Source organism: Curtobacterium sp. MCLR17_044 (genome assembly GCF_003234435.1).
In the GTDB taxonomy this organism is placed as follows: Bacteria; Actinomycetota; Actinomycetes; order Actinomycetales; family Microbacteriaceae; genus Curtobacterium; species Curtobacterium flaccumfaciens.
Genome location: NZ_QKTC01000020.1, coordinates 14,669 through 39,229 on the forward strand (window position 1 = coordinate 14,669; position 24,561 = coordinate 39,229).

23 protein-coding genes and 1 pseudogene are annotated in these 24,561 nt (G+C 70.9%); 12 read left to right on the forward strand and 12 right to left on the reverse strand.

The genetic code is table 11. The features are described 5' to 3' along the window. Nucleotides 1-8: 8 nt before the first annotated feature. Both DEJ04_RS14445 and DEJ04_RS14450 read right to left on the reverse strand, forming a co-directional pair. The gene (locus DEJ04_RS14445) at nucleotides 9-968 is read right to left on the reverse strand and encodes an ABC transporter permease (RefSeq protein ID WP_027467218.1); all 960 of its coding nucleotides are present in this window, start codon (nucleotides 966-968) and stop codon (nucleotides 9-11) included. Nucleotides 969-1,056: 88 nt separating this feature from the next. Continuing rightward, complete coding sequence (locus DEJ04_RS14450; protein WP_111047541.1) at nucleotides 1,057-2,850, reverse strand: peptide ABC transporter substrate-binding protein; 1,794 nt, start codon at nucleotides 2,848-2,850, stop codon at nucleotides 1,057-1,059. A gap of 227 nt (nucleotides 2,851-3,077) precedes the next feature. Here DEJ04_RS14450 and DEJ04_RS14455 point away from each other — a divergent pair, with 227 nt between their 5' ends. Genes DEJ04_RS14455 through DEJ04_RS14470 form a run of 4 tightly spaced genes read left to right on the forward strand, consistent with a single transcriptional unit; the run spans nucleotide 3,078 to nucleotide 7,831 of the window. Then, on the forward strand, nucleotides 3,078-4,262 hold the full coding sequence (locus tag DEJ04_RS14455; protein WP_084740782.1) for an ROK family protein: 1,185 nt from the start codon (nucleotides 3,078-3,080) through the stop codon (nucleotides 4,260-4,262). Next, nucleotides 4,255-5,811, forward strand: coding sequence for a M81 family metallopeptidase (locus DEJ04_RS14460; RefSeq protein ID WP_111047542.1), 1,557 nt, complete (start codon nucleotides 4,255-4,257; stop codon nucleotides 5,809-5,811). Before DEJ04_RS14455 ends, DEJ04_RS14460 begins: the two co-directional genes overlap by 8 nt. Then, nucleotides 5,808-6,545, forward strand: a complete 738-nt coding sequence (locus tag DEJ04_RS14465) for a copper homeostasis protein CutC (RefSeq protein WP_111047543.1) — start codon at nucleotides 5,808-5,810, stop codon at nucleotides 6,543-6,545. Before DEJ04_RS14460 ends, DEJ04_RS14465 begins: the two co-directional genes overlap by 4 nt. 53 nt (nucleotides 6,546-6,598) lie before the next feature. Continuing rightward, nucleotides 6,599-7,831, forward strand: a complete 1,233-nt coding sequence (locus tag DEJ04_RS14470) for an MFS transporter (RefSeq protein ID WP_111047544.1) — start codon at nucleotides 6,599-6,601, stop codon at nucleotides 7,829-7,831. 111 nt (nucleotides 7,832-7,942) lie between these two features. On the opposite strand, the gene DEJ04_RS14475 is transcribed toward DEJ04_RS14470, so the two are convergent. Beyond that, entirely contained in the window at nucleotides 7,943-8,587 is a 645-nt protein-coding gene (locus tag DEJ04_RS14475) for an ATP-binding cassette domain-containing protein (RefSeq protein ID WP_258371391.1), read from the reverse strand. 50 nt (nucleotides 8,588-8,637) lie between these two features. On the opposite strand from DEJ04_RS14475, the gene aztB reads away from it, so the two are divergent. From aztB to DEJ04_RS14495, 4 genes are read left to right on the forward strand one after another with little or no spacing between them, the layout of a single operon-like run. Then, nucleotides 8,638-9,531 carry a zinc ABC transporter permease AztB gene (aztB, locus tag DEJ04_RS14480; protein WP_111047545.1) on the forward strand — a complete coding sequence of 298 codons (894 nt, stop codon included), beginning with the start codon at nucleotides 8,638-8,640 and terminating at the stop codon, nucleotides 9,529-9,531. Then, a complete protein-coding gene (locus tag DEJ04_RS14485) occupies nucleotides 9,528-10,727 on the forward strand; it encodes an ABC transporter (protein ID WP_111047546.1) in 1,200 nt (399 codons plus the stop codon). Before aztB ends, DEJ04_RS14485 begins: the two co-directional genes overlap by 4 nt. Beyond that, nucleotides 10,727-11,626, forward strand: a complete 900-nt coding sequence (locus DEJ04_RS14490; RefSeq protein WP_181437840.1) for a metal ABC transporter substrate-binding protein — start codon at nucleotides 10,727-10,729, stop codon at nucleotides 11,624-11,626. The genes DEJ04_RS14485 and DEJ04_RS14490 overlap by 1 nt, the downstream gene beginning before the upstream one ends. A gap of 26 nt (nucleotides 11,627-11,652) precedes the next feature. Further along, nucleotides 11,653-12,831 carry a hypothetical protein gene (locus DEJ04_RS14495; protein ID WP_111047547.1) on the forward strand — a complete coding sequence of 393 codons (1,179 nt, stop codon included), beginning with the start codon at nucleotides 11,653-11,655 and terminating at the stop codon, nucleotides 12,829-12,831. A gap of 142 nt (nucleotides 12,832-12,973) precedes the next feature. Here DEJ04_RS14495 and DEJ04_RS14500 read toward each other — a convergent pair whose 3' ends face one another. The 4 genes from DEJ04_RS14500 to DEJ04_RS14515 form a co-directional block, all read right to left on the reverse strand. Then, nucleotides 12,974-14,311 carry an ABC transporter substrate-binding protein gene (locus DEJ04_RS14500; RefSeq protein WP_111047548.1) on the reverse strand — a complete coding sequence of 446 codons (1,338 nt, stop codon included), beginning with the start codon at nucleotides 14,309-14,311 and terminating at the stop codon, nucleotides 12,974-12,976. Between the two features lie 62 nt (nucleotides 14,312-14,373). After that, a complete protein-coding gene (locus DEJ04_RS14505; RefSeq protein WP_228516621.1) occupies nucleotides 14,374-15,324 on the reverse strand; it encodes a carbohydrate ABC transporter permease in 951 nt (316 codons plus the stop codon). Continuing rightward, nucleotides 15,321-16,235 (reverse strand): carbohydrate ABC transporter permease, encoded by a 915-nt coding sequence (locus tag DEJ04_RS14510; RefSeq protein ID WP_027467229.1) that lies wholly within the window; start codon nucleotides 16,233-16,235, stop codon nucleotides 15,321-15,323. Before DEJ04_RS14510 ends, DEJ04_RS14505 begins: the two co-directional genes overlap by 4 nt. Next, nucleotides 16,232-18,265 (reverse strand): beta-galactosidase, encoded by a 2,034-nt coding sequence (locus tag DEJ04_RS14515; protein WP_111047549.1) that lies wholly within the window; start codon nucleotides 18,263-18,265, stop codon nucleotides 16,232-16,234. The genes DEJ04_RS14510 and DEJ04_RS14515 overlap by 4 nt, the downstream gene beginning before the upstream one ends. A gap of 216 nt (nucleotides 18,266-18,481) precedes the next feature. Here DEJ04_RS14515 and DEJ04_RS14520 point away from each other — a divergent pair, with 216 nt between their 5' ends. After that, nucleotides 18,482-19,504 (forward strand): LacI family DNA-binding transcriptional regulator, encoded by a 1,023-nt coding sequence (locus DEJ04_RS14520; RefSeq protein WP_071245173.1) that lies wholly within the window; start codon nucleotides 18,482-18,484, stop codon nucleotides 19,502-19,504. 85 nt (nucleotides 19,505-19,589) lie between these two features. Here the strand turns inward: DEJ04_RS14520 and DEJ04_RS14525 are convergent, their stop codons facing one another. Together DEJ04_RS14525 and DEJ04_RS14530 are read right to left on the reverse strand one after the other, a co-directional pair. Then, nucleotides 19,590-19,946: a VOC family protein gene (locus DEJ04_RS14525; RefSeq protein ID WP_027467232.1), complete on the reverse strand. Its 357-nt coding sequence runs from the start codon at nucleotides 19,944-19,946 to the stop codon at nucleotides 19,590-19,592. Nucleotides 19,947-20,031: 85 nt separating this feature from the next. Beyond that, nucleotides 20,032-20,646, reverse strand: a complete 615-nt coding sequence (locus DEJ04_RS14530) for a GNAT family N-acetyltransferase (protein WP_111047550.1) — start codon at nucleotides 20,644-20,646, stop codon at nucleotides 20,032-20,034. A gap of 88 nt (nucleotides 20,647-20,734) precedes the next feature. Between DEJ04_RS14530 and DEJ04_RS14535 the strand changes: the two genes are divergently transcribed. The 3 genes from DEJ04_RS14535 to DEJ04_RS14545 all read left to right on the forward strand — a co-directional run bounded on the left by DEJ04_RS14535 (nucleotide 20,735) and on the right by DEJ04_RS14545 (nucleotide 22,941). Next, the gene (locus DEJ04_RS14535; protein WP_181437841.1) at nucleotides 20,735-21,379 is read left to right on the forward strand and encodes a TetR family transcriptional regulator; all 645 of its coding nucleotides are present in this window, start codon (nucleotides 20,735-20,737) and stop codon (nucleotides 21,377-21,379) included. A 78-nt stretch (nucleotides 21,380-21,457) separates the two neighbouring features. Then, nucleotides 21,458-21,919, forward strand: a complete 462-nt coding sequence (locus DEJ04_RS14540; protein WP_111047552.1) for a DUF4383 domain-containing protein — start codon at nucleotides 21,458-21,460, stop codon at nucleotides 21,917-21,919. A 200-nt stretch (nucleotides 21,920-22,119) separates the two neighbouring features. Next, entirely contained in the window at nucleotides 22,120-22,941 is an 822-nt protein-coding gene (locus tag DEJ04_RS14545) for an aldo/keto reductase (protein ID WP_111047553.1), read from the forward strand. 364 nt (nucleotides 22,942-23,305) lie between these two features. Here DEJ04_RS14545 and DEJ04_RS14550 read toward each other — a convergent pair. From DEJ04_RS14550 to DEJ04_RS14560, 3 genes and pseudogenes are all read right to left on the reverse strand, one after another. Beyond that, nucleotides 23,306-23,722, reverse strand: a pseudogene (locus tag DEJ04_RS14550) (alpha/beta fold hydrolase); the annotation flags it as partial. After that, nucleotides 23,653-23,970: an alpha/beta fold hydrolase gene (locus DEJ04_RS18895; protein WP_111047555.1), complete on the reverse strand. Its 318-nt coding sequence runs from the start codon at nucleotides 23,968-23,970 to the stop codon at nucleotides 23,653-23,655. The pseudogene DEJ04_RS14550 and the gene DEJ04_RS18895, both read right to left, overlap by 70 nt. Before the next feature lie 48 nt (nucleotides 23,971-24,018). Next, entirely contained in the window at nucleotides 24,019-24,471 is a 453-nt protein-coding gene (locus tag DEJ04_RS14560; protein ID WP_111047556.1) for an NUDIX domain-containing protein, read from the reverse strand. Nucleotides 24,472-24,561: the final 90 nt, after the last annotated feature.

The following is a 24,561-nucleotide window of genomic DNA, read 5'->3' on the forward strand; positions in this document are numbered from 1 at the left end:
CGTGTCGGTCATGCGCGGCTCGCCTTCACTCGCGGGTCGATCAAGGACTGTGCGACGTCGGCGAGCAGGGTGCCGATGACGGTCGCGATGGAGATGACGAGCACGCAGCCGAGCAGCGTCGGGTAGTCGGAGGACTGTGCGGCGTTCCAGAACAGCAGCCCCATGCCGGGGTAGTTGAACAGCTGCTCGGTCACCAGGGCGCCACCGAACAGCACCGGCAGGTAGTACCCGAGCATCGCGACGACCGGGGTCAGCGAGTTCCGGAACACGTGCCGTCGCAGGATCGTCGCGGTCGAGGCGCCGCCGGCACGGGCGGTGCGGACGTAGTCCTCCTGCAGGTTCTCGAGCGTCGAGGCGCGCATGTACCGGCTGAACACCGCGATCATCGCGAGGGCTCCGGTCACCACGGGCAGCACGAGGCCGGCGGGGTCCTGGAACACCTCGGCCAGGGTGGTGCCGCTCGGTGCCTGGGACGGCAGCCACGGCAGCTGCTGGCTGAAGACGATGATCAGGACGAGGCCGAGGAAGAACGCGGGCGTCGAGTAGAAGACGAAGGCCAGGGCGGTGGCGGCGTAGTCGACCGCACCGTTGCGGCGGGCCGCCTGAAGCATCCCGACCGGGATCGCGACGACGAGTCCGAGCACCGCGGAGATGCCGGTGAGCACGAGGGTCTTCGGCAGGCGCTCGGCGATGAGCTGCGAGACCGGCTCGTTGAGCGTGTACGAGGTGCCGAGGTCGCCGGTCAGCAGACGACCGAGGAACCGAAGGTACTGCACGGGCAGCGGCTGGTCGAGCCCCTGCGCCTGGTTGAACTGGGCGATCTGCGTGGGGGTCGCGGAGACGCCGAGCACGCCGCGGGCGGGGCCGCCGGGCAGCGCGTGCAGCAGGCAGAACACCACGACGGTGACGATGAGGATCACCGCGAGCGCCTGCAGGACGCGCCTGGTGAGGTAGAGAGCTGTGGTCATGCGGCTTCCGATGGTCGGATTGGAGACGTGAGCCGGGGAGGAGGCGCGGTGCGCGTCGGTCGCGCACCGCGCCTCCAGGGTCGGTTTCCTACTTGGTCCACTTCCACTGGGCCGGGTGGAAGTTGGCGAGCGAGTCCTGGTCGAAGCCGGACAGGCCCTTCTTGACCACCGAGATCTGGTAGTCCGGGCTCGGCAGCCAGATCACCGGCAGGTCCTTCGCGACCGCGGCGCTGTAGTCCTGCACGGCGGTGGCGTCGGTCGAGGTGGTGGTCGCGTCGATCAGGGAGTCGACCTCCTTGTTCGAGTAGCTGCCGAAGTTCGCCGAACCGCCGGTCTGGAACAGCGACTCACCGGTCGGGTAGGCCGGGAAGTACCAGCTGCCCGCGGTGCCGAAGAACGACAGGTCCCAGTCGCAGCTGGCCTCGTCCGAGGTGCAGGTCGGGGTCTGCGACAGCACGCTCGACACCGGCGCGGTCTTGATGGTGAAGTCGATGCCGGTCTTCGCGAGCGAGGACTGGATCGCGCTCATCATGTTGTCGGTCACGGTCGAACCGGACTGCGACAGCACCTGCATCGAGAACTTCGTGCCCTCCTTGACACCCTCGCCGCACTGGCTGGCGGACGCGCCCGGGTCGGTGCAGACCATCGTGCCGCCCTGCTCCTCCCAGCCGTGGCTGGTCAGCAGGTCCTTGGCCTTCGAGGTGCTGAACGGGTACGGGTTCGACTTCTGCACGTCGGAGACGTAGTCGGACTCCTGTGCCTGCGGGATCGGACCGTAGGTCGAGGTGGCGGTGCCGTTGAAGACGACCTTCGACAGCGACGTCTGGTCGATCGACATCTGGACGGCCTGACGGGCGTACAGCTGCTTGAAGACGGCGCCCATCGTCGGGTTGTTGAAGTTGTACGGCATGTACGTGATGGCCCAGCCGGTCCAGGGCTCCACGGAGTAGCCCTTCCCGGTGAAGGACGCCTTCTGGTCCATGTCGGTGGCGTTGATGTAGCCGTAGTCGACCTCGCCCGAGCGGACGGCGTTCACCTCGGCGTCGGCCGTGGTGAAGGGGAGCAGGTTCACCGTGGTGATCGACGGCTTCTCGCCACCGTCGTACTTCTTGTTGGCCGTCAGGGTGACCTTGCCGGCGGTGGTGAAGGTCTTGACGCCGTAGGGGCCGGAGATGGTCTTCCACAGGTCGTCGGTGGCGTAGTCGGAGATCTTGCCTGCGGCGGTGTTGAGGTACTTCCACACCTGCTTCGCGCCGGCGGTGGTCTCGTCGGCGTCGGTCACCTTCGCGGTCGCGCTGGTCTTGTCCCAGGCGTGCTGGGGCAGCGGGATGATGTGGCTCAGCTGGTTGGCGAGCATCCAGTCCGAGTTGTAGGCCTTGTCGAACGTGATGGTGAAGTGCGTGTCGTCGACGGCCTTGAACGAGGTCCAGTTGTCCGGCGCCTTGCCCTTGGAGTACGAGCCCCACTGGTCCTTGTTCGCCTTGATCAGGTTGAACCAGAACCCGACGTCGCGGCTCGTGATCGCCTCGCCGTCCGACCAGTGCCGGTCGCCGAGCGTCATGGTGACGCTCTTGCCGTCGTCGGCGAACTTCGCGTCGGTGGCGACGGAGCCGGCCTTGTTCCACGCGATCTTGCCGGTGGAGCCGTCGTAGGCGACGAGCGGCTCGTACAGCGACTGGGCGATGGAGCCGTTGTTCGTGTTGAGGTGCGCGGCGGTGCCGATCGGCAGGATCCAGTTCGGCGTGAAGTTGGCGGGGAGCGCGTAGTCGATCTCGTCGGTCGATCCCTGCGAGGCGTTGCCGCCTCCGGAACAGCCGGCGAGCAGCGCGCTCACGGCGATCGCAGCTCCGGTGAGGAGCGCCCAGCGACGGGGCTTGGACATGCGGTGTCTCCTTGTGCGAGGGACTTCGGGGAGGTGGAGCACGGGTGCCGAGCGGCACGAGGACAGTCAAGGACCAAAGCGATTGGAAAAACAAACATCTCGATGTAAAAACTGCGTTACTGCGGAACGGACGAAAGGGTGGACCGCTCGATCCGCCCCGTAGGCTCGCGGCAGAACGGACCACCGACCGGTGTTCCGCTCCCGTTCCGCCCGGATTGGAGAAAGTCGTGGCCGATCTCAGCGCCCGCGTCCTCGAGCTCGTCGCATCGGGGCAGGCCGCCAGCCGGACCGAGATCGCGAAGGTGCTCGGAGCCGCCCCCTCGACCGTCTCGCACGTCGTCGGCCAGCTCCTGGAGCACGGGATCCTCGCCGAGGAAGGCACCGACGTCTCGACCGGCGGGCGCCCCCGCAAGGTGCTCCGCATCGGCGGCGTCGACGAGTACGCGGTCGCCGCGGACGTCGGTGGCGGGCACGCGCGCATCGGTGTGGTCCTGCCTGGAGGCGCGCTCGAGTCGGTCGCGAACGTCCCGTTCGCGCTCTCCGACGGTCCGACCGCCGGGCTCCAGCGCCTGGCCGCGATGCTCGAGCGGCTCGCCGACGACCGTGGTCGCGAAGGGCTGCGGGGCGTCGGGCTCAGCCTGCCCGGGCCCGTCGACGTCGTCGCCGGGGTCGTGGACCTGCCGAGCCGGATGCCGGGGTGGAACGGGTTCCCCGTGGCCGCGTGGCTGAGCGACCGGTTCGGGCTGCCGGCGATCGTCGACAACGACGCGAACTGCATGGCGGCGGGTGAGCAGACCGTCCAGGATCCCGCTCGACGCCAGACCATCACGATCAAGGCCGGGTCGGCGATCGGCGCGGGCATCGTCATCGACGGTCGGCTCTACCGGGGGTCGACCGGGGCCGCCGGGGACATCACCCACGTGCGGATCGACGCCGCCGGGGACACCCCGTGCTCGTGCGGCAACACCGGATGCCTGGAGACGGTGGCGTCCGGCGCCGCCCTGGTCCGGATCCTGTCGAACGCCGGGGTCGACGTCGCCTCGACCGCCGACGTCGTCCGGCTCGCCTCGGACGCGCACCCCGAGGCCACCCGTGCCGTGCGGATGGCGGGCAAGTACCTGGGCGAGGTGCTCGCCGCCAACGTGAACTTCTTCAACCCGGACGCCGTCTACCTGGGCGGCATCCTGTCGACCCTCGACCCGTTCATCGCCGCCGTGCGGAGCCAGCTCTACGAGAGCTGCCACCCGCTGATGACCCAGCACCTGGCCATCGAGCCGGTGTCGCTCGGTGCCGATGCCGGGCTCGTCGGCGCCGGGCAGTTCGCCCTGCAGCGGGGCCTCGCCGCCTCGCTCGAGGAGCTCTCCGCGCCCATCCCCCAGTCCACCACCAGGAACAGGAGCGTCCGTGTCTGAGACCGGTCCCGTCACCCCCGCCGTCCCCGCCAGCACCGCTGGTGCCCGTCGCCCGGTCATCGCCATCGCCGGGCTCGCCATCGAGACGTCGACGTTCACGCCGACCCGGACCCACGCCCCCGCGTTCCACCCGGACCGCGGGGATGAAGCCGTCGCCCGCTACCCGTTCCTGGCGACCATGGCCGACCGGGCGGACTTCCGCGGGGCGCTCATCGGGCACGCGCTGCCCGGCGGGATCGTCGACCGGGCGTCGTACGAAGCCCTGGCCGACGAGATCGTCGAGCGGCTGGGTGCGATGGGTCCGGTCGACGGCCTCTGGTACGACATCCACGGCGCGATGGTGGTCGAGGGGCTCGACGACGCGGAGACGGACCTGCTCGGTCGCATCCGCGCGGTCGTCGGCCCCGACGTCATCGTGTCCGCGTCGATGGACCTGCACGGCAACGTCACGCGCGAGCTCGCCCACCAGGTCGACCTCGTCACCTGCTACCGGATGGCACCGCACGAGGACACCCTCGAGACGAAGGAGCGTGCCGTCCGGAACCTCGTCGACGTGCTCACCGAACGACCGGTCGGTGCGCAGCGACCCGTGAAGGCCTGGATCCCGATCCCCGTCCTGCTGCCCGGCGAGCAGACCTCGACCCGTCTCGAGCCGGCGAAGTCCCTGTACGCGCAGGTCCCGCTCGTCGAGCAGACCGAGGGCGTGCTCGACGCCGCGATCTGGGTCGGGTACGCCTGGGCCGACCAGCCCCGCGACCAGGCCGTCACCGTCGTCACCGGGTGGGACGAGGCCGCCGTCGCCGCCGGTGCCGAACGGCTCGCGGCGGCGTTCTGGGACGTCCGCGAGGACTTCGTGTTCGTCGCCCCCACCGGCACGTTCGAGGAGTGCCTCGACGCCGCACTCGCCCCGGGCGCCGCGAAGCCGTACTTCGTCTCGGACTCCGGCGACAACCCCACGGCCGGCGGCTCTGGGGACATGACGTGGGGCCTGACGCAGGTGCTCGCCCGCCCGGAGTTCCAGGACCCGTCCGGCCCGACCGTCATCTACGCGAGCGTGCCCGGACCGTCCGCGGTCGCCGCAGCGGTGGACGCCGGCGTCGGTGCGACGATCACCGTGACCGCCGGTGCGTCGGTGGACCACGTGCACGCGGGCCCGATCACGATGACCGGGCGGGTGCACGCGATCAAGCACGGCGACCGAGACGCCGAGACCGAGGTCGTGCTGCAGGTCGGCAGCGTCTTCGCGATCCTGACGAAGCTGCGGAAGCCGTACCACCACGAGCACGACTTCACCGACCTCGACCTGGCACCGCGGCAGGCGGACGTCGTCATCGTGAAGATCGGGTACCTCGAACCGGAGCTGTTCGACATGTCCGCCGACTGGATGCTCGCGCTCACCCCGGGCGGTGTCGACCAGGACCTGCTGCGCCTCGGGCACCACAGGATCGAGCGCCCGATGTTCCCCTACGATCGAGTGTTCCCGACGGCACCGGACCTCCGCGCCCGCATCGTCCCCGCCTCCAACGAACCGCTCGGAGCCCCTGCATGAGCACCACCGCCGCACTCGAGATCGCCGTGACCTCTCCGGCGGGTGCGATCACCGCGCGGGACGGCGGCGCCGACCGCGTCGAACTCTGCGTCGGGCTCGAGCTCGGCGGGCTCACCCCGTCGCAGGCCCTGGTCGAGACGACCCACGAGACCGGGATCCCGGCGCACGCGCTGGTCCGCTGCCGCCCGGGCGGGTTCGTGCACTCCCCCGACGAGGTCGAGCTCATGGTGCGCGAGGTCCGCACGGTCCTGCGCTCCGGGGCCGCCGGTGTCGTGGTCGGTGCCCTGCGCCCCGACCGGACCCTGGACGAGGACGCCCTCCGCCGCTTCGTGGACGCCGCCCGGTCGGTCAGCGCCACCGCCGAGGTCACCCTGCACCGCGCGATCGACCACGCGACCGACCCCGTCGCCGCCGCCGGGTCGCTCGCCGCGCTCGGGTTCACCCGCGTCCTGACCTCGGGCGCCGCCCCCACCGCGGTCGCCGGCGCCGAGACGATCGCCCGCATGGTCGAGGCCGCCGGGCCCGTGCAGGTGATGGCCGGCGCCGGGGTCACCCCCGCCGACGTCCGCGCACTGCTCGCCACCGGCGCCGCCGCCGTGCACCTGTCGGCCAAGCGTCCGGCCGCGGACAGCACGCACACCGGGGTGCCGATGGGCGCCGGGGACGACGGCTCGGCGCACTTCGTCACCGACGCCGAGGTCGTCGCGGCCGCACGGCGCGCGCTCGACGCCTGACCCGCTCGCCGTCACACGGGAATGGCGGCCGTCGGAACCCGCTTGACGCCCCCATGACATCGTCAGCAGCGCGCCGCGGGTGGCTCAGCGTCACGTCCGTCGCACTCGGGTCGTTCGTGCTCGTCCTGTCCGAGTTCCTGCCCATCGGGCTGCTCCCCGCCATCGCCGACGACCTGGACGTCGGCATCGGCACCGCCGGCCTGATGGTCGTCGCCACCGGACTGGTCGGAGCCGTCGCAGCACCGGTCGTCACCGTCCTGACATCGCGGCTCGACCGCCGGGTGGTGCTCGTGTCCCTGACCGTGCTGCTCGTCGTCGCCGACGGCCTCGCCGCGATCGCGCCGTCGTTCTGGGTGCTGCTCATCGCACGGATGCTGCTCGGTGTCGGCATCGGGGGCTTCTGGGCCATCGGCGCCGGGATCGCCGGGCGACTCGTCCGGCCGGAGCTGACGATCCGCGCGACCTCGCTCATCACGGCCGGCGTCTCCGTCGCGACCGTCGTGAGCCTGCCGCTCGGCGCCCTGGTGTCGTCGCTCGCCAGCTGGCGCCTCGGCTTCGTGATCGGTGGGGCGCTCGGTCTCGTCGCGCTCGTCCTGCAGCTGGCGATGCTGCCGAGGATCCCCGCGCAGCAGCGGGTGCGGTTCACCACGCTCGGGTCGCTGCTCCGCGTGCCCCGCGCCCGGGTCGGGCTCATTGCCGCGGCGTTCGTCTTCGCGGCCCAGTTCGCCGCGTACACCTACATCGCGCCGTACCTGCAGCAGCTCGTCGGCGTCGGCCCGGACACCGTGACGATCGCGCTGCTGGTGTTCGGCGTCGCGGGCATCGTCGGGAACTTCGCCGCCGGCTTCACGCTCGACCGCAGTGTCCTCGGCACCATCGGGGCGTCGAAGTTCGTGCTCGCGGCGGCCGTCGTGCTGCTGCCGTTGCTCGCCCACTCCGTCGTGGGGGTCTTCGTGCTGCTCGTCGTGTGGGGCCTGGTGTGGGGTGCGCTGCCGCTCGGGATGCAGACGTGGATGTCGACGGCGTCGCCGGCCGGGTCCGAGACCGGGCTCGCGCTGTTCGTCACGACGATCCAGCTCGCGATCGCCGCCGGTTCGGTGCTCGGTGGGGCCGCGGTGTCGTCGTTCGGTCTGGCTGCCGACTTCTGGCTGGCGGGCGGGGTCGCGATCGTCGGTGCCGTGGTGCTCGTCGCGATGGGGCTGCGGAAGTCGAGCGCCGTGCTGGCGGTCGAGCCGGTCGCGGCCGACCCGACGCCGACCGGCCCGGTGGCCGTCGCCTGCCCCTGACCGCCGTTCCGGGGCCCGCGGAACACCGGTGTTCGTGCTCTGAACACGCGCAAACCGCGGTTCAACGGGTGAACACCGGTGTTTTGCGGAATCGGCACGACGGAAGCAGGGTCAGGTCAGGGTGACGATGCGGTCGGCCGCAGCGATCGCCACCGGGTCGTGGGCCGCGTGCACGACCACGACGCTGGCCGCAGCCTCGTCGGCGAGCGCCGCCACCACGAGCGCCGCCGACTCGGCATCGACCCCCGCGGTCGGTTCGTCCACCAGCAGCACCCCGGCACGCTGCGCCAGCCCGAGCGCGACGAGCGTGCGCTGCCGCTGCCCGCCCGAGAGCTCCTCGATCGGCCGGTCAGCCAGGTCCGTGATCGCCATCCGTTCGAGCTGCGCGTCGACGATGGCCCGGTCAGCGCGTCCGAGCGGCCGCCACCACGCGCGGTGCCGCCACCGCCCCATCGTGACGGCCGCGCGGACGGTGAGCGGGAGCGTGGTCGGCGGTACGGACTGGGTCACGTAGGCGACGCCGTCGGACGGGAGGCCCGTCACCCGCCCGGCGGTCGGTCGCACGACGTCCGCGACCACGTCGAGCAGCGTCGACTTGCCGGATCCGTTCGGTCCGGTGAGCGCGGTGACGACCCCGGCGGGGAACGTCACGTCGAGCATGTCGAGGACGGTCCGGTCGCCGAGGACGGCCGTCACCCGGTCCAGGTGGACGGCGGATCGGGGCTCGGCGGGGTCGGTCGGCTCGGTCGCAGGCACCTGAGCACGCTATCAGTATCGATACTCGTTTTCATGTAGCGTCTCGGACCGTGACCTGGCTGACCGATCCGTTCTCCGTCGACTTCATGGTGCGCGCCCTGGTCGGCGGCTCCCTGGCGGCGGTCCTCTGCGCCGTGGTCGGAACGTGGGTGCTGGTCCGGGGCATGGCGTTCCTGGGCGAGGCGCTCTCGCACGGCATGCTGCCCGGCGTCGCGATCGCCACCCTCACCGGGATCCCGCCGGTGCTCGGTGCCGCGGTGAGCGCGGGCGTGATGGTGCTCGGCGTCGGGGCACTGCGTCGTCGTGCACGACTGTCGTACGACACATCGATCGGCCTGCTCTTCGTCGGGATGCTCGCACTCGGCGTGATCATCGTGTCGTCCTCGCGGTCGTTCGCCACCGACGTCACCGCGATCCTGTTCGGCGACGTCCTCGCCGTCACCCGGGCCGACGTCGGCGGCCTCGCGATCGCCGCAGCCGTGGCCCTGGCCGTCGCCGTGGCGTTCCACCGGCCCTTCACCGCACTGGCGTTCGACACCCGCAAGGCCACGACGCTCGGCCTGCACCCACGACTGGCCGAGGTCGTGCTCATCGGGCTCGTCACCCTGGCGGTCGTCGCCTCGTACCGGGCCGTGGGCACCCTGCTCGTCGTGGGCCTGCTGCTCGCGCCGGCGGCCGCCGCCCGCGCCTGGACCCGGCACGTGGCCTCGACGATGCTTCTCGGTGCCGGCATCGGTGCCACCGCCGTGCTCGTCGGGCTGCTCGTGTCCTGGCACGCCGGCACCGCCGCCGGCGCGAGCATCGCCGCGGTCGCCGTCGCCAGCGTCGTGGTCTCACGCGCCCTGGCCGCCGTCGTCCTGCGGCGCACCCCGATCCCCACACCGGCGCGCGCGGCCGCGCCGGCAGCACCACGATCCGCCGCACCGTCTCGAGAGGGAGCATGAAGCACTCGACCACCAGCCGCGCCCCCGCGCGCTTCCTGTCCACCATCGGCCTCGCCACCGGCCTGGCCCTCACCGTCACCGCCTGTTCCACGGGCACCCCGTCGGCCGACGGCTCGACCGGCACCGCCCGTCCCCACGGTTACGTGGCGGGCGCGAGCGAGTCCCAGGAACCCCAGGTGCGCCTCCTGGCCGTGTCGGCATCCGGCGCGACCGCGGTGCACGACCTGCTCACCGAGGAGACCACCGAACTCGACGACGTGGACGCACCGGAGCACTCGGCGACCGACGGCCGGTTCCTCGTGACGAGCGACGCCGACCGCACGACGATCGTCGACGGCGGGTCCTGGACCGTCGACCACGGCGACCACACGCACTACTACGCCGCCGAGCCGCGGGTGGTGGGCACGATCGACGGCGGCGGCCGGGTCGAGGTGCACTCGTCCGAGACCATGACGACGATCGCCTGGCCGGACCGCGCCGAGGCCGTCGTGCTCGACCGCGAGGCGCTGGGTCAGGGCGAGGTCGACGAGACCGCCCGGATCGACGCGAGCGTCCTGCTGCCGATGGGCCAGCAGCTCGTGGCGGCCGACGGCGACACGGTCCGCGTGCTCGACGCGGACGGCGAGGCGACCGACCCCGCCGGCACCGCACAGACCTGCACCGACCCCGCCGGCGGGATCGTCACCCGCGCCGGTGCCGTCGTGGGCTGCGCCGACGGAGCGGTCGTGGTGGACGACGCCGGCGAGACCTCGTTCGTCGACCTGCCCGACGGCGCCGAGCGTCCGACGGCCTTCGCCGCACGCGCCGGCCGGCCCACCGTCGCCGGACTGGCCGGCACCACCGGGTTCTGGTTGCTCGACGTGCGACAGGGCTCGTGGCGGCTCGTGCCGACCGAACGGCCCCTGCGCGCCGTGGTCGCGGTGGACGACGAGGACGAGCACGTGGTCGGGCTCGACGACTCCGGGCGGGTGGTCGTCGTGACCGCCTCGACGGGGAAGGCGGCCACGACGAAGGCGCTCATCGACACCGGCGCAGACGGCCCCGCGCCGATGCTGCAGCTCGACGCCCAGCGCGCCTACCTGGCCGACCCCGCGGACGGCACCGTGCACGAGATCGACTTCGCCGACGGCGCCCGGGTCGCCCGCACGATCGAGCTCCCCGTCACCCCCGTCGCCTTCGCCGAGGTCGGACTGTGATGCGCACCAGGGCCCTGACCGCGGGCCTCGCCGCCGCAGCGCTCGCCCTCGTCGCCACGGGGTGCACCACCGCCGGCTCCGACCGCCCCCTCGTCGCGGTGACGACGAACATCCTCGGCGACGTCGTCAGCGAAGTCGTCGGGGACCAGGCCGACGTCATGGTCCTCATGCCCCCGGGCGCCGACCCCCACTCGTTCGAGGTCTCCGCGCAGGAAGCCGCACGACTGCGGAGCGCCGACCTGGTGGTCGAGAACGGGCTCGGGCTCGAAGAAGGGGTCGCCCGTCACGTCGCGGCGGCGGCCGAGGACGGCGTGCCGGTCTCCACCGCCGGGGACGCAATCGACCCGCTGGAGTGGACCACCGAGGACGACAGCGGCCCCGAACCGCACTTCTGGACCGACCCCGCCCGGATGGTCGACGTGGTCGAGGCCCTCGACCAGGACCTGCGCGACGCCGGCATCGAGCCGACCGGCACCGACGCCTACCTGGACGAGCTCCGCGACCTGGACGACACGATGACGACCGCGTTCCGGACCGTGCCCGAGGAACGCCGGGCGCTCGTCACGAACCACCACGTGTTCGGGTACCTGGCCGACCACTACGGGTTCCGGGTCGTCGGGGCGGTGATCCCGAGCGGGACCACGCTGGCCTCCCCGAGCGCCGCCGACCTGCGCGACCTGGCCGACGCCATCGACGAGGCGGGGGTCCGGACGATCTTCGCCGACGCCTCGCAGCCCGCACGACTGGCCGAGGTGCTCGCGGAAGAGGTCGACCTGCACGTCGAGATCCGACCGCTGGCGACGGAGTCCCTCACCGAGGACGGCGACGCCTCCACCTACCTCGGCATGATGCGCTCGAACACCGAGGCCATCGTCGACGGCCTGTCGACTGGTAATTGAGAATGAGAATCAATACAGTTAGCGACATGACGAACACGAAGACGCTCCGGGCCGCGTGGCCCGCCGCCCTGCTCGGCGCGGCCACCCTGGCCCTGACCGGGTGCGCCACGAACACCGACGCCGGGTCCGACACCACTGCGACCCCGAAGGCCGACGGGACCCGCATCACCCTCACCTACGACGGCGGCCTGCTCGTCCTCGACCAGGACCTGCAGGTGGTGGCCGACGACGCGATCGACGGCTTCACCCGGGTCAACCCCGCCGGTGACGGACGCCACGTGCTCGTCACCGTGCCCGAGGGCTTCCGGGTCCTCGACACCCAGGCCGAGCCGGCCCTGACCGACGCGGTGTTCCCCGCCGACACCGGTGGCCACGCGGTCGTCCACGGCGACCGCACCGCCCTGTTCGCCGACGGCACCGGGGACGTGACGACGTTCGACCACACCGAGCTCGACGGCGCCGACCTGCCCGAGGTCGAGACGACGAAGTCCGAGGCCGCCCACCACGGCGTCGCGATCGAGCTCGAGGACGGCACGCTCCTGACGACGATCGGCACCGAGGAGAGCCGTTCCGGCGTGCGCGCCCTGGACGCCGACGGCACGGAGATCACCCGGTCCGAGGAGTGCCCCGACGTGCACGGCGAGGGTGCGGTCAAGGGTGAGGTCGCGGTGTTCGGCTGCACCGACGGCGCCCTGGTCTACCAGGACGGCGCGTTCGAGAAGATCGACGCCCCGACCGAGTACGGCCGCACCGGCAACCTGTTCACCACCGAGGACTCGTCCGTCGCCGTCGGCGACTACAACGACGACCCCGACAGCGAGGGGTACCTGCTCGACCAGATCGCCCTGATCGACGTGGCCTCGGGGAAGTACACCGTCGCGGACATGCCCGACGGCGTCGGCTTCACGTTCCGCGACCTGGCTCGCGGCCCCGGTGACGAGGCCGTCGTGCTCGGCGACGACGGTGCCCTGCACACCTTCGACGAAACGACCGGCGAGCAGCTGGAGTCGTACCCGGTGATCGACGCGTGGGAGGGCCCGACCGAGTGGCAGGACGCCCACCCGGCCCTGAAGGTCGAGGGTGACATCGCCTACGTCACCGACCCCGCCGAGCAGAAGATCCACGCGGTCGACCTCACCACCGGGAAGGTCATCGCCTCGAGCGACGAGCTGCCGGGCGTGCCCAACGAGATCGCGGTCGCGTAGCGACGAGCAAGACGAGCGCGCTGCGAGCGCGCGGCGGGGTCCGGAACACGACCCCGAGACGGACAGGAGGCCCGTGGCGATCCCGCCACGGGCCTCCTGTCCGCTGTCAGCGCGTGGACCGCGCGACGTCAGCCGCCGTCCGTCAGCCCTTGACCGGGATCGACTGCGCCTTGAGCGCCGCGATGGTCTTGGACTGCCCGGACTCGAGCGCCTCGCTCAGCGTGCCCGAGCCGGACGCCGCCTGCCCGAAGCCGTCGGACACGTCCGAGTAGGTCTGCGTCATCGTCGGACCCCAGGTGAAGGGCTGGATGTCCTTCGCCGCGGTCGCGAACTCCTCGTAGATCTTCTGGCCGCCGTAGAAGTCGAGCCCCTCGGTCAGGGCCGGCAGGTCGGCGCCGGTGGTCGAGGCCGGGTACAGGTTGGCCTCCTTGTTCAGTGCGGAGAGCGCCTCGGTCGAGGTGTTCAGCCAGACCAGGAACTTCGACGCCTCGGCCGGGTGCTTGCTGCCCGCGAAGACGACGTTCGACGAACCGCCCCAGGCGGCCGACTTGGTCTCGCCGGACTTCCACTGCGGCATCGGGGCGACGGCCCACTTGCCCGAGGTCGACGGCGCACCGCTGGAGATGGTGTTCGCACCCCAGACCGCGGAGACCCAGGTCCAGTCCTTGCCGCTGTCGTAGGCGTTGTTCCACTGGTCGGTGAAGCTCGGCAGGGTGTTGACGAGCTTCTTGTCGATCAGGTCCTGCCAGTAGTCGGCGACCTTCTTCGACGCGGCGTCGTCCAGGTTGACCTTCCAGTCCTGGCCCGAGTTCTCGAACCACTGGCCACCGGCCTGCGAGACGAGCCCGGCGAACTGGTTGACGTCACCCTTGGCGAAGTTCGTGATGTTGCCGCCGAGCTTCTTGATCTTGACGGCGTCCTCGGCGTACTCCTCCCACGTCTTCGGGGCGTCGAGGCCGGCCTTCTCGAACAGGTCCTTGCGGTAGTACAGCGCCATCGGACCGGAGTCCTGCGGCACGGCGTAGACCGACTTCCCTTCGCCGAAGGTGACCTGGTTCCACAGGCCGTCGGAGAAGTCCTTCTTCGCGTCGCTGATGACGGCGCACGCGCCGATGTCCTCGAGGCCGCCCTGCACGCGGAACGCCGGCAGGGTGTCGTACTCGACCTGGCCGATGTCCGGCGCCTGCTTGGCCTTCAGCTGGTTGAAGAAGTTCTGGTAGGTGCCGCTGTTGCCGTTCGCGACGATCGAGACCTTGACCTGGATGTCCGGGTTGGCCTTGTTCCAGATCGCGACGACCTTGTCCATGTTCGGCACCCAGGTCGTGAAGTCGAGGGTGACCTTGCCGTCCGAGGGCTTGCAGCTGGCGGCCGCGGTGTCGGATCCACCGCCGCTGCTGCTGCCACCGGTGCTGCAGCCGGCGAGGGCCACGGTGGCGGCCACGGCGATCGCGGCGACGCTGAGGAACTTCGTTGTCTTCATGCTGTTTCCGTTCGGATGTGGTGTGGGGAGAGCTGGTGCGGGAAGGGGTGCGGGTCGAGGGGCTACTTCAGGCCGCCGGAGCCCAGGCCGGAGCGCCAGAAGCGCTGCAGGCTCAGGAAGGCGATGAGCAGCGGGATGATCGAGACGAACGACCCGATGAGCACGAGGGTGCGCAGGTCCGGGTACTGGTTCACGCTCGAGTTCCACGTGTAGAGGCCGAGGGTGACGGGGAACAGCGACGAGTCGCGGAGCATCACGAGCGGCAGGAAGAAGTTGTTCCACACGGCGACGAACTGGAACAGGAAGATCGTCACGAGCGCGGGCGACATGAGCCGGACGGCCACGGTGAAGAACGTGCGGACCTCGCCGGAGCCGTCGATGCGGGCCGCTTCGATGATCTCGTCGGGCACGCTCGACGCCGCGAACAACCGCGACAGGTAGACGCCGAACGGGCTGACGATGCTCGGCAGGAACACCGACCAGAACGTGTCGGTCAGGTCGACCTGGCTGAAGATGAGGAACAGCGGCAGGGCCAGGGCGGTCGCCGGCACGAGCACGCCGCCGAGGAACACGTTGAACAGGACCTCGCGGCCGCGGAACCGGTACTTGGCCAGGGCGTACCCGCACATCGCGGAGAGCACGGTGCCGAGCAGGCCGGCGACCCCGGCGTAGGCGATGCTGTTCAGCAGCCAGCGCAGGTAGATGCCGTCCTGCCGCGTGAACAGCTCGACGAGGTTGCCGAAGAAGTCCTGCACCGAGGTGGCGCTGAACCACAGCGAGAACGTCGAGTTGAAGTTCGCGGCGGTCTTGGTGGACGAGACCAGCAGCCAGAAGATCGGCAGCAGGAAGTAGAGGGTGAAGACCCCCATCACGATCATCGCGGCGCTGCGCGAGATGACGCTCTCACGGGGACCGCGCGCTCCGCGCTGGTGCGGACGGGAGGCCCGGTTCGGCTCGAGCGGTCGGCCGACGTCGCGGACGAGGTCACCTTGGGACGGGGCGTTGACGGTCATTCGGCGGCCTTCCGCTGGGTCAGTCGGAGGAACCCGATCGACAGGACGAACGTGGCGACGGCGAGGACGACCGAGAACGCCGCGGCGAGGTTGAAGTTCGGCACCGAGGACGTCGAGTAGACGAGCATGTTCGGCGTGAACGTCGACGAGATGGTCGAGGTGAACTGGCGGAACACGGTCGGCTCGGTCAGCAGCTGCAGCGTGCCGATGACGGAGAACACCGCGGTGAGGACGATGGCCGGCACCACGAGCGGGATCTTGATCGACAGGGCGATCCGGAGCTGGGACGCACCGTCGAGCTTCGCCGCCTCGTACACCTCGGCGGGGATCGCGAGGAGCGACGAGTAGATGATGAGCATGTTGTAGCCGACGTAGACCCAGGTCACGACGTTGGCCACGGCCCACAGCACGGTGCTGCCGCCGAGCAGGTCGACCCGCGAGGTCACCGCGGAGAACGGCGACAGGTCGGGGGCGTAGAGGTAGCCCCACATGATCGCGGCGATGACGCCGGGCACCGCGTACGGCGCGAAGAACGCCAGGCGGAAGAACCGCTTGCCGCGCAGCAGCGGGGAGTCGAGCAGCAGGGCGAACAGCAGCGCGAGCCCGAGCATCACCGGCACCTGCACGACGCCGAACAGCAGCACGCGGAGCACGGAGCTCCAGAACTCGCCGTCCTGGAACACCAGGGCGTACTGGCTCAGACCGCCGAAGACCTGCGTCGGGGCGCCGAACGTGCCCTGCCGCTCGATCTTCTGCAGCGACTCCCACACGGCGTAGAGGATGGGGACCAGGTAGAACGCCGTGAACAGGACGGCGAACGGCAGGACGAAGATCGCGATGGCGCGGCGGTAGCGGAACCCGCCGCCCCGGCGTCGTCGGGTCGCGCTGGGCGACTGTGCGGTGGTGGTCATGAGCGGTTCCTGTCGGTGCGGATGATCTGGGTCCCGCCGGGGGCGATGGCGGTGGTGCCGGTGACCGGGCGGTCGGCGACGAGCTCGTGGCCGGCCTCGTGGTGCTCGACGGTGCGGTCGGAGTGGTTCAGCAGGAAGACCCACTCGTGGGTGTCGTCCCGGCGACGCACGACCTCGAGTCCGGGGCGGACGGCGGGGTCGGCGCGCACCCCGGCCTCGTCGAGGACGCGGTGGACGAAGCCGCCCAGCGCACCGGCGTCGAGCACCGTGGACGTGTACCAGGCGGTCCCGGCGCCGTGCTCGTTGCGGGTGACGGCAGGGCGGCCGGCGAGCGAGCCCTCGGCGTAGTCGACGACGCTCGTCGCACCGCGCAGCTCGACCGGCTCCGACCAGACGCTGCCGGTCGTGCCGTCGGACAGTGCGATCGTGGCGTCGGCGGCGAGCGGGAGGAACTCGTCCACGCGCACGCCGAGCAGGTCACGGAAGGCGCCCGGGTAGCCGCCGGTGCGGACCCGGTCGCGCTCGTCGACCATGCCGCTGAAGCAGCTGACGATCGCGTGCCCGCCGCCGGCGACGTGGTCGGCGATGACGGCCGCGTGCTCGTCGCGCACCAGGTACAGCTCGGGGACGACGACGAGCGCGTACCCGTCGAGCGGTGCCCCGGGGGCGACGACGTCGACGGTCACGCCGAGGTCCCAGAGCGCGGCGTGGAACGCGTGGACCTGCTCCAGGTAGCGGAGCGCGGTGCTGGGGTGGGCCTCCAGGTCGGCCGCCCACTGGTTCTCCCAGCTGAACACGAGCGCGACGTCGGCAACCACGCGTGACCCGCGCAGTTCGCCGAGCCGCTCGACCAGGGCGCCGAGCGCGACCACGTCGTGCCAGGTCCCCGACTCGGTCCCGGCGTGCGGCAGCAGCGCGGAGTGGAACTTCTCGCTGCCCTGCACGGACGCGCGCCACTGGAAGAAGCAGACCCCGTCGGCGCCGCGGGCGATGTGTGCCGCGGTGTTCCGGAGCATCTCCCCCGGGGCCTTCGCGACGTTGTGCGGCTGCCAGTTCACGGCACCCGTCGAGTGCTCCATGAGCAGCCAGGGGGCGCCGCCGGCCAGGCCACGGGTGGTGTCGGCGGCGAAGGCGAGCTCGACGTGCGGCCGAGGCAGGCGGTGGTCCAGGTAGTGGTCGTTCGCGATGACGTCCATGTCGCCGGCCCACGACCAGTAGTCGAGCGCCGTGATGTGCGCGGCGACCATGAAGTTCGTCGTGACGGGCTTGTCGCTCAGCTCGCGCAGGACGGCGGCCTCGGCGCGGTGGTGGCCGAGGAGCTCGTCGGAGGAGAACCGGTCGAAGTCGATGGTCTGCGCCGGGTTCGTGAACGACAGCGTCGCGCGGGGCGGCAGCACCTGCTCCCACGCGGAGTAGCGCTGGCTCCAGAACGAGGTGCCCCAGGCGGCGTTGAGCGCGTCGACCGTGCCGTACCGGGCCTGCAGCCAACCGCGGAACGCCTGGGCGGAGACGTCGCAGTAGCAGTGCGCGTTGTGGCAGCCGAGCTCGTTCGACACGTGCCAGAGCCGCACGGCGGGGTGGTCGCCGTAGCGCTCGGCGGTGGCGCGGACCAGGGCGAGGGCGTGCTCACGGTAGATCGGCGAGCTCGGGCAGAACGCCTGGCGGCCGCCGGGCCAGCGGGTGGTGCCGTCGGCGACGACGGGCAGGACCTCGGGGTACCGGGTGGTGAGCCACGGCGGGGTCGAGGCGGTGCCGGTGCCCAGGTCGACCCCGATGCCCGCGCCGTGCAGCAGGTCGATGACGGTGTCGAGCGCGGCGAAGTCGTACTCGCCCTGCCGCGGTTCGACGTGCGACCAGCCGAAGACGTTGATCGCGACGAGGTTCACGCCGGCCTCACGCATGAGCCGGACGTCCTCGACCCACACCTCGGGGTCCCACTGCTCGGGGTTGTAGTCGCACCCGAACGCGAGGCCCGTCGAGCCGAGGCCGAGCGCGCCGGTGGCGGTCGTCGGCAGGGTGGTGGTCGTCACGGGGATCCTCGCTGATCGGGGCGACCCCGGCCGCCTCGGTCGCGTGCGACCCCTTCGACGGCGAAGGCCACCCAGTGTTCTGGGAGCGCTCCCAGTCCGCACCAGCCGATCGGGGCCTGATGTTTCTGGGAGCGCTCCCAGATCAAACACCAGCGGCTGCACCCTGTCAACTGCGAGGCGTTCCGAGGGCCCCTCAGCGGCGGATATGGTTGCCCCATGTCCGAGGTCCGATCCGCTCGTCAGCGCGCCACGATCCAGGACGTCGCCGACGAAGCGGGGATGTCCCGCGGCACCGTCTCACGGGTGCTCAACGACGAGCCGTACGTGTCGCCGAAGGCGCGCGAGGCCGTGCAGGACGCCGTCCGACGCGTCGGCTACGTGCGCAGCGCCGCCGCCCGCAGCCTGGTCACCCGGCGGTCCGGGGCGATCGCGCTCATCGTCCACGAACCCTCGGTCGTGGTGCTCGACGACCCCAACATCGGCAACATCCTGATCGGCACGAACGCCGTGCTGTCCGACGCCGACCAGCAGCTCGTCACGATCATGGTCGACTCCGCCCGCGACAGCGAGCGCGTGGTCGAGTACCTGCGCGGCGGGTTCGTCGACGGCGCCATCGTGCTGTCCGCCCGTGACGGCGACCCGATCACCGGCGCGATCGAGGAGATCGGCATGCCCGCGTGCTTCGTCGGGCACCCGTCCGACGCCGCGAACATCTCGTACATCGGCATCGACAACCGCGCCGCCGCCGAGCAGATCACCCGGCGCCTGGTCGACACCGGTCGACGCCGGATCGGGATGCTCGCGTCCGGGCTCGACCGCGACTCCGGCCAGGACCGTCTGGCGGGGTTCACCGCGGCACTCGGCGAGCGCTTCGACCCCGACCTCGTCGCCCGGAACCCGCTGTTCAGCTACACCGCCGGCGCCGAGGGCATGCGCGAGCTGCTCGAGCGAGCCCCGGACATCGACGGGGTGTTCGCCGCGTCGGACGCGGTCGCCGCCGGCGCGATGGACGTCCTGCAGCGCAGCGGCCGGAGCGTGCCGGGTGACGTCGGCGTGGTCGGGTTCGACGACAGCGCCTGGGCGCTGCGGTGCGACCCGCAGCTGTCGACGGTGCGGCAGCCGGCGCGCCTGCTCGGCGAGCAGGCGGCACACCAGGTCCTCGAGCAGATCGGCGGCACCGACGACGGTCCACGCGGTCTGCTGTTGCCGACGGAGGTCGTCTGGCGCGGGTCCGCGTAGCCGGCCGCAGGACGGACGGGAGGCCCGTGGCGGCGTCGCCACGGGCCTCCAGTCCGTCCGTGGGTGCGGGCCCGCACCCGCTGGGTCAGCCCTGCGGCGGCGAGTAGAGCTGCAGGTCGTTGCCCTCGCTGTCCTTGAAGGGGATGATCTTGCCCCACGGGTGCTCGCTGATCTCGCCCTGGATGTCCGCACCGCGCTCCTTGAGCGCGGCGACCTCGTCCTCGATGCTGCCGTCCGGCTGGAACGACACGACGGCGCCGCCGTCGCTCGCCTGGCTGGCGGACTCGCGCCCGTTCAGGCCGATCATCAGGCCGCCGGCGTCGATCTCGCTCCAGTCGTCGGACTGGTCCTTGACGGTGAGACCGAGCGTGTCGCGGTAGAACGCGACGGCGCGCTCCATGTCGCTGACCGGGACCCAGACTGCTGCGACTCCACTTGCCATGGTGTTTCCTCTCGTCGTGGTGTGCCGTGGACGGTAGGCAGCGCGCGTGCACGCCGGTACAGGGTCGGTGTCCCCCGGCGCCGGGTCAGCCGGCGGCCGGACGCCACATGCTGATCGGGGTCGCCGCGCGGAACCCCGCGATCGGCGCGCCGTCCGCGAACCCGTGCCGTCGGTACAGCCGGCGGTTCACCGGGGTGGAGGACTCCAGGTACGCGCCGTCCGACGTCCGGTCCGCGCGCTCGAGTGCGTGGCCGAGCAGCAGTCCGCCGATGCCCCGACCACGTGCTGACGCCGACACCCCGATCTCGGCGAGGTACCAGTGCGGGGTGACCGGTCGGGCGCGCTCCATGCGGCGCAGGTGGGCCACCGCGCGGAGCGCCCCGCTGAGCCCCAGGGTCCGGAGGAACGCCGGCACCTGCCGTACGAAGGCCCGGACGCCTCCGGGCTGCCGACCGGGTGCCTGCCAGAAGGCGGCGCCGACCACCCGGTCACCGATCGTGGCGACGTCCACCCGACGCGCGGGCATCGGCACCGACCGGATGAGCGCGGCGAACAGCCCGGTCAGCACGGCGGGGCGGTCCTCACCGGATCGCGGCGGCCGGAACTCGGCGAGCACCGGGTCGTCGGCGAAGGCCTCGGCGAGGACGGCCGCGGCCGCCTCGAGCTCGGCGGGTCCTGCTGCTCGGACGACGGTCTCCATGCTGACTCCTCGGTTGTTCGATGATTTGGCCATGTGGCCGACTTCATCTTCGCGGCCGGTCCTGCACGCGCCCCGTACGCTTCCTGTGATGACCGAGGACCAGCAGTCGCGCGGGTACCGCAGCCGACAGGACCGCCGTGCGGAACTGCTCGACGCCGCCGCCCTGGTCGTGCGGGACGACGGCCTGCGCGGCCTCACCACCCGGGCCGTCGCCGCTCGCGCCGGCGTCGCACACGGTGTCGTGCACTACGTCTTCGGTGCTCGACGCAACCTGGTCGTCGCGCTGCTCGAACGGCAGGCGCGTGCGGTCCTGCCGCCGGTGCTCGCGGCCGCCGACGAGCACGACGACCTCGCCGCCGCGCTCGAGGCGGGGATCTCCGCGTACCTCGACCTGGTGCGGCGCGAGCCCGAGCGCTTCCGGGTACTCGAGGCCCTCAGCGCGACGGCCCTCGCCCCGGACGGCGACGGGGACCTGCTCGACGCCGAACGACGGCTCTGGCGCGACGGCGTGGTCGCCGGGATCGAGCGCTGGACCGCACGGCACGGGGCGACGCCGTCCGAGCCGGTGCCCGTGGTCGCCGACGCCGTGATCACCCTGGTGGACGGACTCGCCCGCGCCGCGTGGAGCGATCCGGACGGCACCGCGACCGCCCGATCACGGGCGTTGCTGGTGCGCGGATTGACCACCGCGGTGACCGCCGTCGAGACCGCCGCCGTGACCGCCGAGCACTGACCTGCAAACCGACCGGGGAAGCGCTCCGAATGTCATGTGTGCCGCACACTGCGGCGCGTACAGAAAAGAGGGCTGATCATGACCAGCAGCGCAGCAACCGCACGCACCACCTCCGGTTCGACGTGGACCCAGCGGGGCGCGTTCGTCTTCGGTGTCGTCTTCCTGATCGTCGGCATCGCCGGGTTCATCCCCGGACTCACCATGGACATGGGCTCGATGTCCATGGCCGGCCACGGCTCCATGGCCCTGCTCCTGGGCCTGTTCCAGGTGTCCGTCCTGCACAACATCGTGCACCTGCTCTTCGGCATCGTCGGGCTGCTCGCCGCCCGCCGTGCAGCCTCCGCACGCCTGTACCTCGTCGCCGGCGGCATCGTCTACGCGGTGCTCTTCGTCTACGGGCTCTTCACCGCGGGCATGGCCGGTGGCGCGAACTTCGTGCCGCTGAACAGCGCGGACAACGTGCTGCACGCCTTCCTGGCCGTCGCGATGATCATGCTCGGCTTCGTCCTGCCGCGGATCGGGACGCGCACCGCGCGCTGAACCGCAGCACACACCGGACGGGAGGCCCGTGGCGACACCGCCACGGGCCTCCCGTCCGTCGCTGGGCCCCTTCGCGCCCCCTGGCGGGCATCGCGCCCCTGTGAGTCGGGGCGCGATGCCCGAACAGGGGCGCGACGCGCGGCGGCACCGCGTTCCGCACCGTGACCGTGGCTGAACCCGACCGGCGTACTGTCCGCTGCATGCCCGCACTCATCGACACGTTCACCCTGTCCAACGGTCTGCACATCCCGAAGATCGGTTTCGGCACCTGGCAGATCCCGTCCGGCTCCGACGCGTACGACGCCACGAAGACCGCCCTCGACCTCGGCTACCGCCACATCGACACCGCCCTGGCGTACGGGAACGAGGCGAGCGTCGGCGAGGCCGTCCGCGACAGCGGCATCCCCCGCGACGAACTCTTCATCACCACGAAGCTGCCGGCCGAGATCAAGACGGCCTCGGGCGCCCGTGACGCCTTCGAGGAGTCGAGCCGCAACCTCGACCTCGGACACGTCGACCTGTACCTGATCCACGCACCGTGGCCCTGGAGTGACATGGGCTCCGACCACCGCGACGGCAACGTCGAGGTGTGGAAGGTCTTCGAGGAGCTCTACGACGCCGGCCGCACCAAGAGCATCGGTGTCTCGAACTTCGCCGTCGCCGACCTCGAGGACCTGCTCGGCCGCACGGACGTCGTCCCGCACGCCAACCAGATCCGCTGGTTCATCGGCAACACCCAGGACGAGACGACCGCCTTCGACCGCGAGCACGACATCCTGACCGAGGGGTACTCCCCGCTCGCCACCGGAGGCCTGCTCGAGAACGAGCAGATCGCCGAGATCGCGGCGAAGTACGACAAGACCGTCGCCCAGGTCGCGATCCGCTACCTGCTCGAGAAGGACGTCCTGCCCCTGCCGAAGTCCACGACCCCGTCGCGCATCGCCGAGAACGCCGACGTCGACTTCGTGCTCGCCGCCGAGGACGTGGCCGCGCTCGACGCGCTCGAGGACACCGCGAGCTGACGCGACCCCACCCCGGACTGGAGGCGCGGTGCCAGCTGGCACCGCGCCTCCGGTCGGTACACGGCCGAGTCACGGGCGAGGCTCAGCCACAGTGCGGACGCACCGTGATCTCGGCTACGAAGTTCCGGTCCTCTTGCTCGAGGTTGTCGCCGGGGGCGTCCGTGACCGTCACGGCAATGCCGTTGTCGAGAAGGATGTCGGCGCGGGTTCCTTGGCCTTCGTCGCCTGGGGTGGCGTGTAGCGTTTGGCGCCCCTTCACCGGGCATTTTTGCGGGACAGGTATATGGGAATACCCCTGGTCAGGCGGCAGTAGGCAACGGAAGGCGTCGAAGGTGACGATTGGGGTGTAGCGGTGAGGCACCGGCTACCGGGCAGCGGCGCTACCAAGCACCGAGGTTGCTACCTGTTGAGGTCGTGAGATGTACGGGGAGTGACTGGCGCTGAGCACTTCGTGGCTGCTGCATCGCATCGCCATCCGGAGTTGCAGCGCGGGGCTCATCGCGCGATCGTCGGAGCAGATGATGTAGCGGCTGAATGCACGCTTCCACGGGGCTGCTTCTACGACACCTCTTCCGTGCCCGGAGGCCTGCGGCACGAGTAGGTCCACCGCCCGCTGCGCCGCCTGCGGGTCACAGTCCGCGTAGAACAACTCGGCCGCCGCCTCGGCAGGGATGAACGTGCCGCCTTCCGGGTGCGGTCGCACGAAGGCGTTCACCGGTGCGTCGGCACCACCAAGCTGCGCACAGCTCTCCCCGACGTTGGGTGCGAAGGCTGCCATGAAGACGAACGAGGCAGCTCCCGCACACCGGCGGCGACCGCCCCGCCGTAACTGTGGGCGACCAAGACCGGCTTGCTCCGACGGGCGTCGACGACTTGTTGCACGGCACCGGTGTCTGCGGCGAGAGACCCACGGTGCAGACGAGGAACATGCACGATCGCGCCCCGCTCTTCGAGAGCTGCCTGGAGTGGCTGCATGTGCTGCGGCTGGTGGTACAAGCCGTGAACGAGGATCACTTCGGGGGCCGTCACGGCACTCAGCCAATCACCCTCAGCTCCGCCGTCCCGGTAGGCGATCCACTACCGAGTGGCGTCGATCAGCACCTGGTCGATCCACTCGTGATGATCGAGTTCGGTGAGCTCGGCGAGAGTCGCCCACCGGGTTTCGAGCACTTCGTCCTCGTCGAGGAGGAACGACGACGTATGCAGTGAGCAGAGGTACGCCACCGTCACGTACCCAACTTGGTCGCCGTTGGGGTAGACGTTCTCGAGGGCGGCGCCGCCGTAAGCCCCGATGATCCGGATGACGTCGCTGCCCACACCGAGTTCTTCTCGCACTTCCCGCAGCAGAGCCACGCGGGGGTCCTCGCCGGGCTCGATGCCGCCCCCTATCAGGCTCCATCGTCCGGAGTCGCGCTGCCGCGCCAGGAGGAACCGATCGTCGTCTCGGATGACCGCGGTCACGCCCGGAAGGAGTAGGTAGCTGCTCCCAATCCGCTCGCGCAGCAATCGAACGTACTGAGAGGCCGGCATGCTCCGAAGCTACCGTGCGCCGTTCCCGCAGAGGGATCGGCTACCGAGACGCGATTACGACACAGAGCGAAGCGAGAAGGACGACACAGA

Excerpts from the sequence above, each read along its gene's own strand:
- DEJ04_RS14495 (WP_111047547.1), top strand. The coding sequence starts at position 11,653 with ATGACGAACACGAAGACGCTCCGGGCCGCGTGGCCCGCCGCCCTGCTC.
- DEJ04_RS14465 (WP_111047543.1), top strand. The coding sequence starts at position 5,808 with ATGAGCACCACCGCCGCACTCGAGATCGCCGTGACCTCTCCGGCGGGT.
- DEJ04_RS14485 (WP_111047546.1), top strand. The coding sequence starts at position 9,528 with ATGAAGCACTCGACCACCAGCCGCGCCCCCGCGCGCTTCCTGTCCACC.
- DEJ04_RS14520 (WP_071245173.1), top strand. The coding sequence starts at position 18,482 with ATGTCCGAGGTCCGATCCGCTCGTCAGCGCGCCACGATCCAGGACGTC.
- DEJ04_RS14445 (WP_027467218.1), bottom strand. The coding sequence starts at position 968 with ATGACCACAGCTCTCTACCTCACCAGGCGCGTCCTGCAGGCGCTCGCG.
- DEJ04_RS14540 (WP_111047552.1), top strand. The coding sequence starts at position 21,458 with ATGACCAGCAGCGCAGCAACCGCACGCACCACCTCCGGTTCGACGTGG.
- DEJ04_RS14450 (WP_111047541.1), bottom strand. The coding sequence starts at position 2,850 with ATGTCCAAGCCCCGTCGCTGGGCGCTCCTCACCGGAGCTGCGATCGCC.
- DEJ04_RS14500 (WP_111047548.1), bottom strand. The coding sequence starts at position 14,311 with ATGAAGACAACGAAGTTCCTCAGCGTCGCCGCGATCGCCGTGGCCGCC.
- DEJ04_RS14510 (WP_027467229.1), bottom strand. The coding sequence starts at position 16,235 with ATGACCACCACCGCACAGTCGCCCAGCGCGACCCGACGACGCCGGGGC.
- DEJ04_RS14545 (WP_111047553.1), top strand. The coding sequence starts at position 22,120 with ATGCCCGCACTCATCGACACGTTCACCCTGTCCAACGGTCTGCACATC.
- DEJ04_RS14505 (WP_228516621.1), bottom strand. The coding sequence starts at position 15,324 with ATGACCGTCAACGCCCCGTCCCAAGGTGACCTCGTCCGCGACGTCGGC.
- DEJ04_RS14560 (WP_111047556.1), bottom strand. The coding sequence starts at position 24,471 with ATGCCGGCCTCTCAGTACGTTCGATTGCTGCGCGAGCGGATTGGGAGC.
- DEJ04_RS14525 (WP_027467232.1), bottom strand. The coding sequence starts at position 19,946 with ATGGCAAGTGGAGTCGCAGCAGTCTGGGTCCCGGTCAGCGACATGGAG.
- DEJ04_RS14470 (WP_111047544.1), top strand. The coding sequence starts at position 6,599 with ATGACATCGTCAGCAGCGCGCCGCGGGTGGCTCAGCGTCACGTCCGTC.
- DEJ04_RS14535 (WP_181437841.1), top strand. The coding sequence starts at position 20,735 with ATGACCGAGGACCAGCAGTCGCGCGGGTACCGCAGCCGACAGGACCGC.
- DEJ04_RS14530 (WP_111047550.1), bottom strand. The coding sequence starts at position 20,646 with ATGGAGACCGTCGTCCGAGCAGCAGGACCCGCCGAGCTCGAGGCGGCC.
- DEJ04_RS14490 (WP_181437840.1), top strand. The coding sequence starts at position 10,727 with ATGCGCACCAGGGCCCTGACCGCGGGCCTCGCCGCCGCAGCGCTCGCC.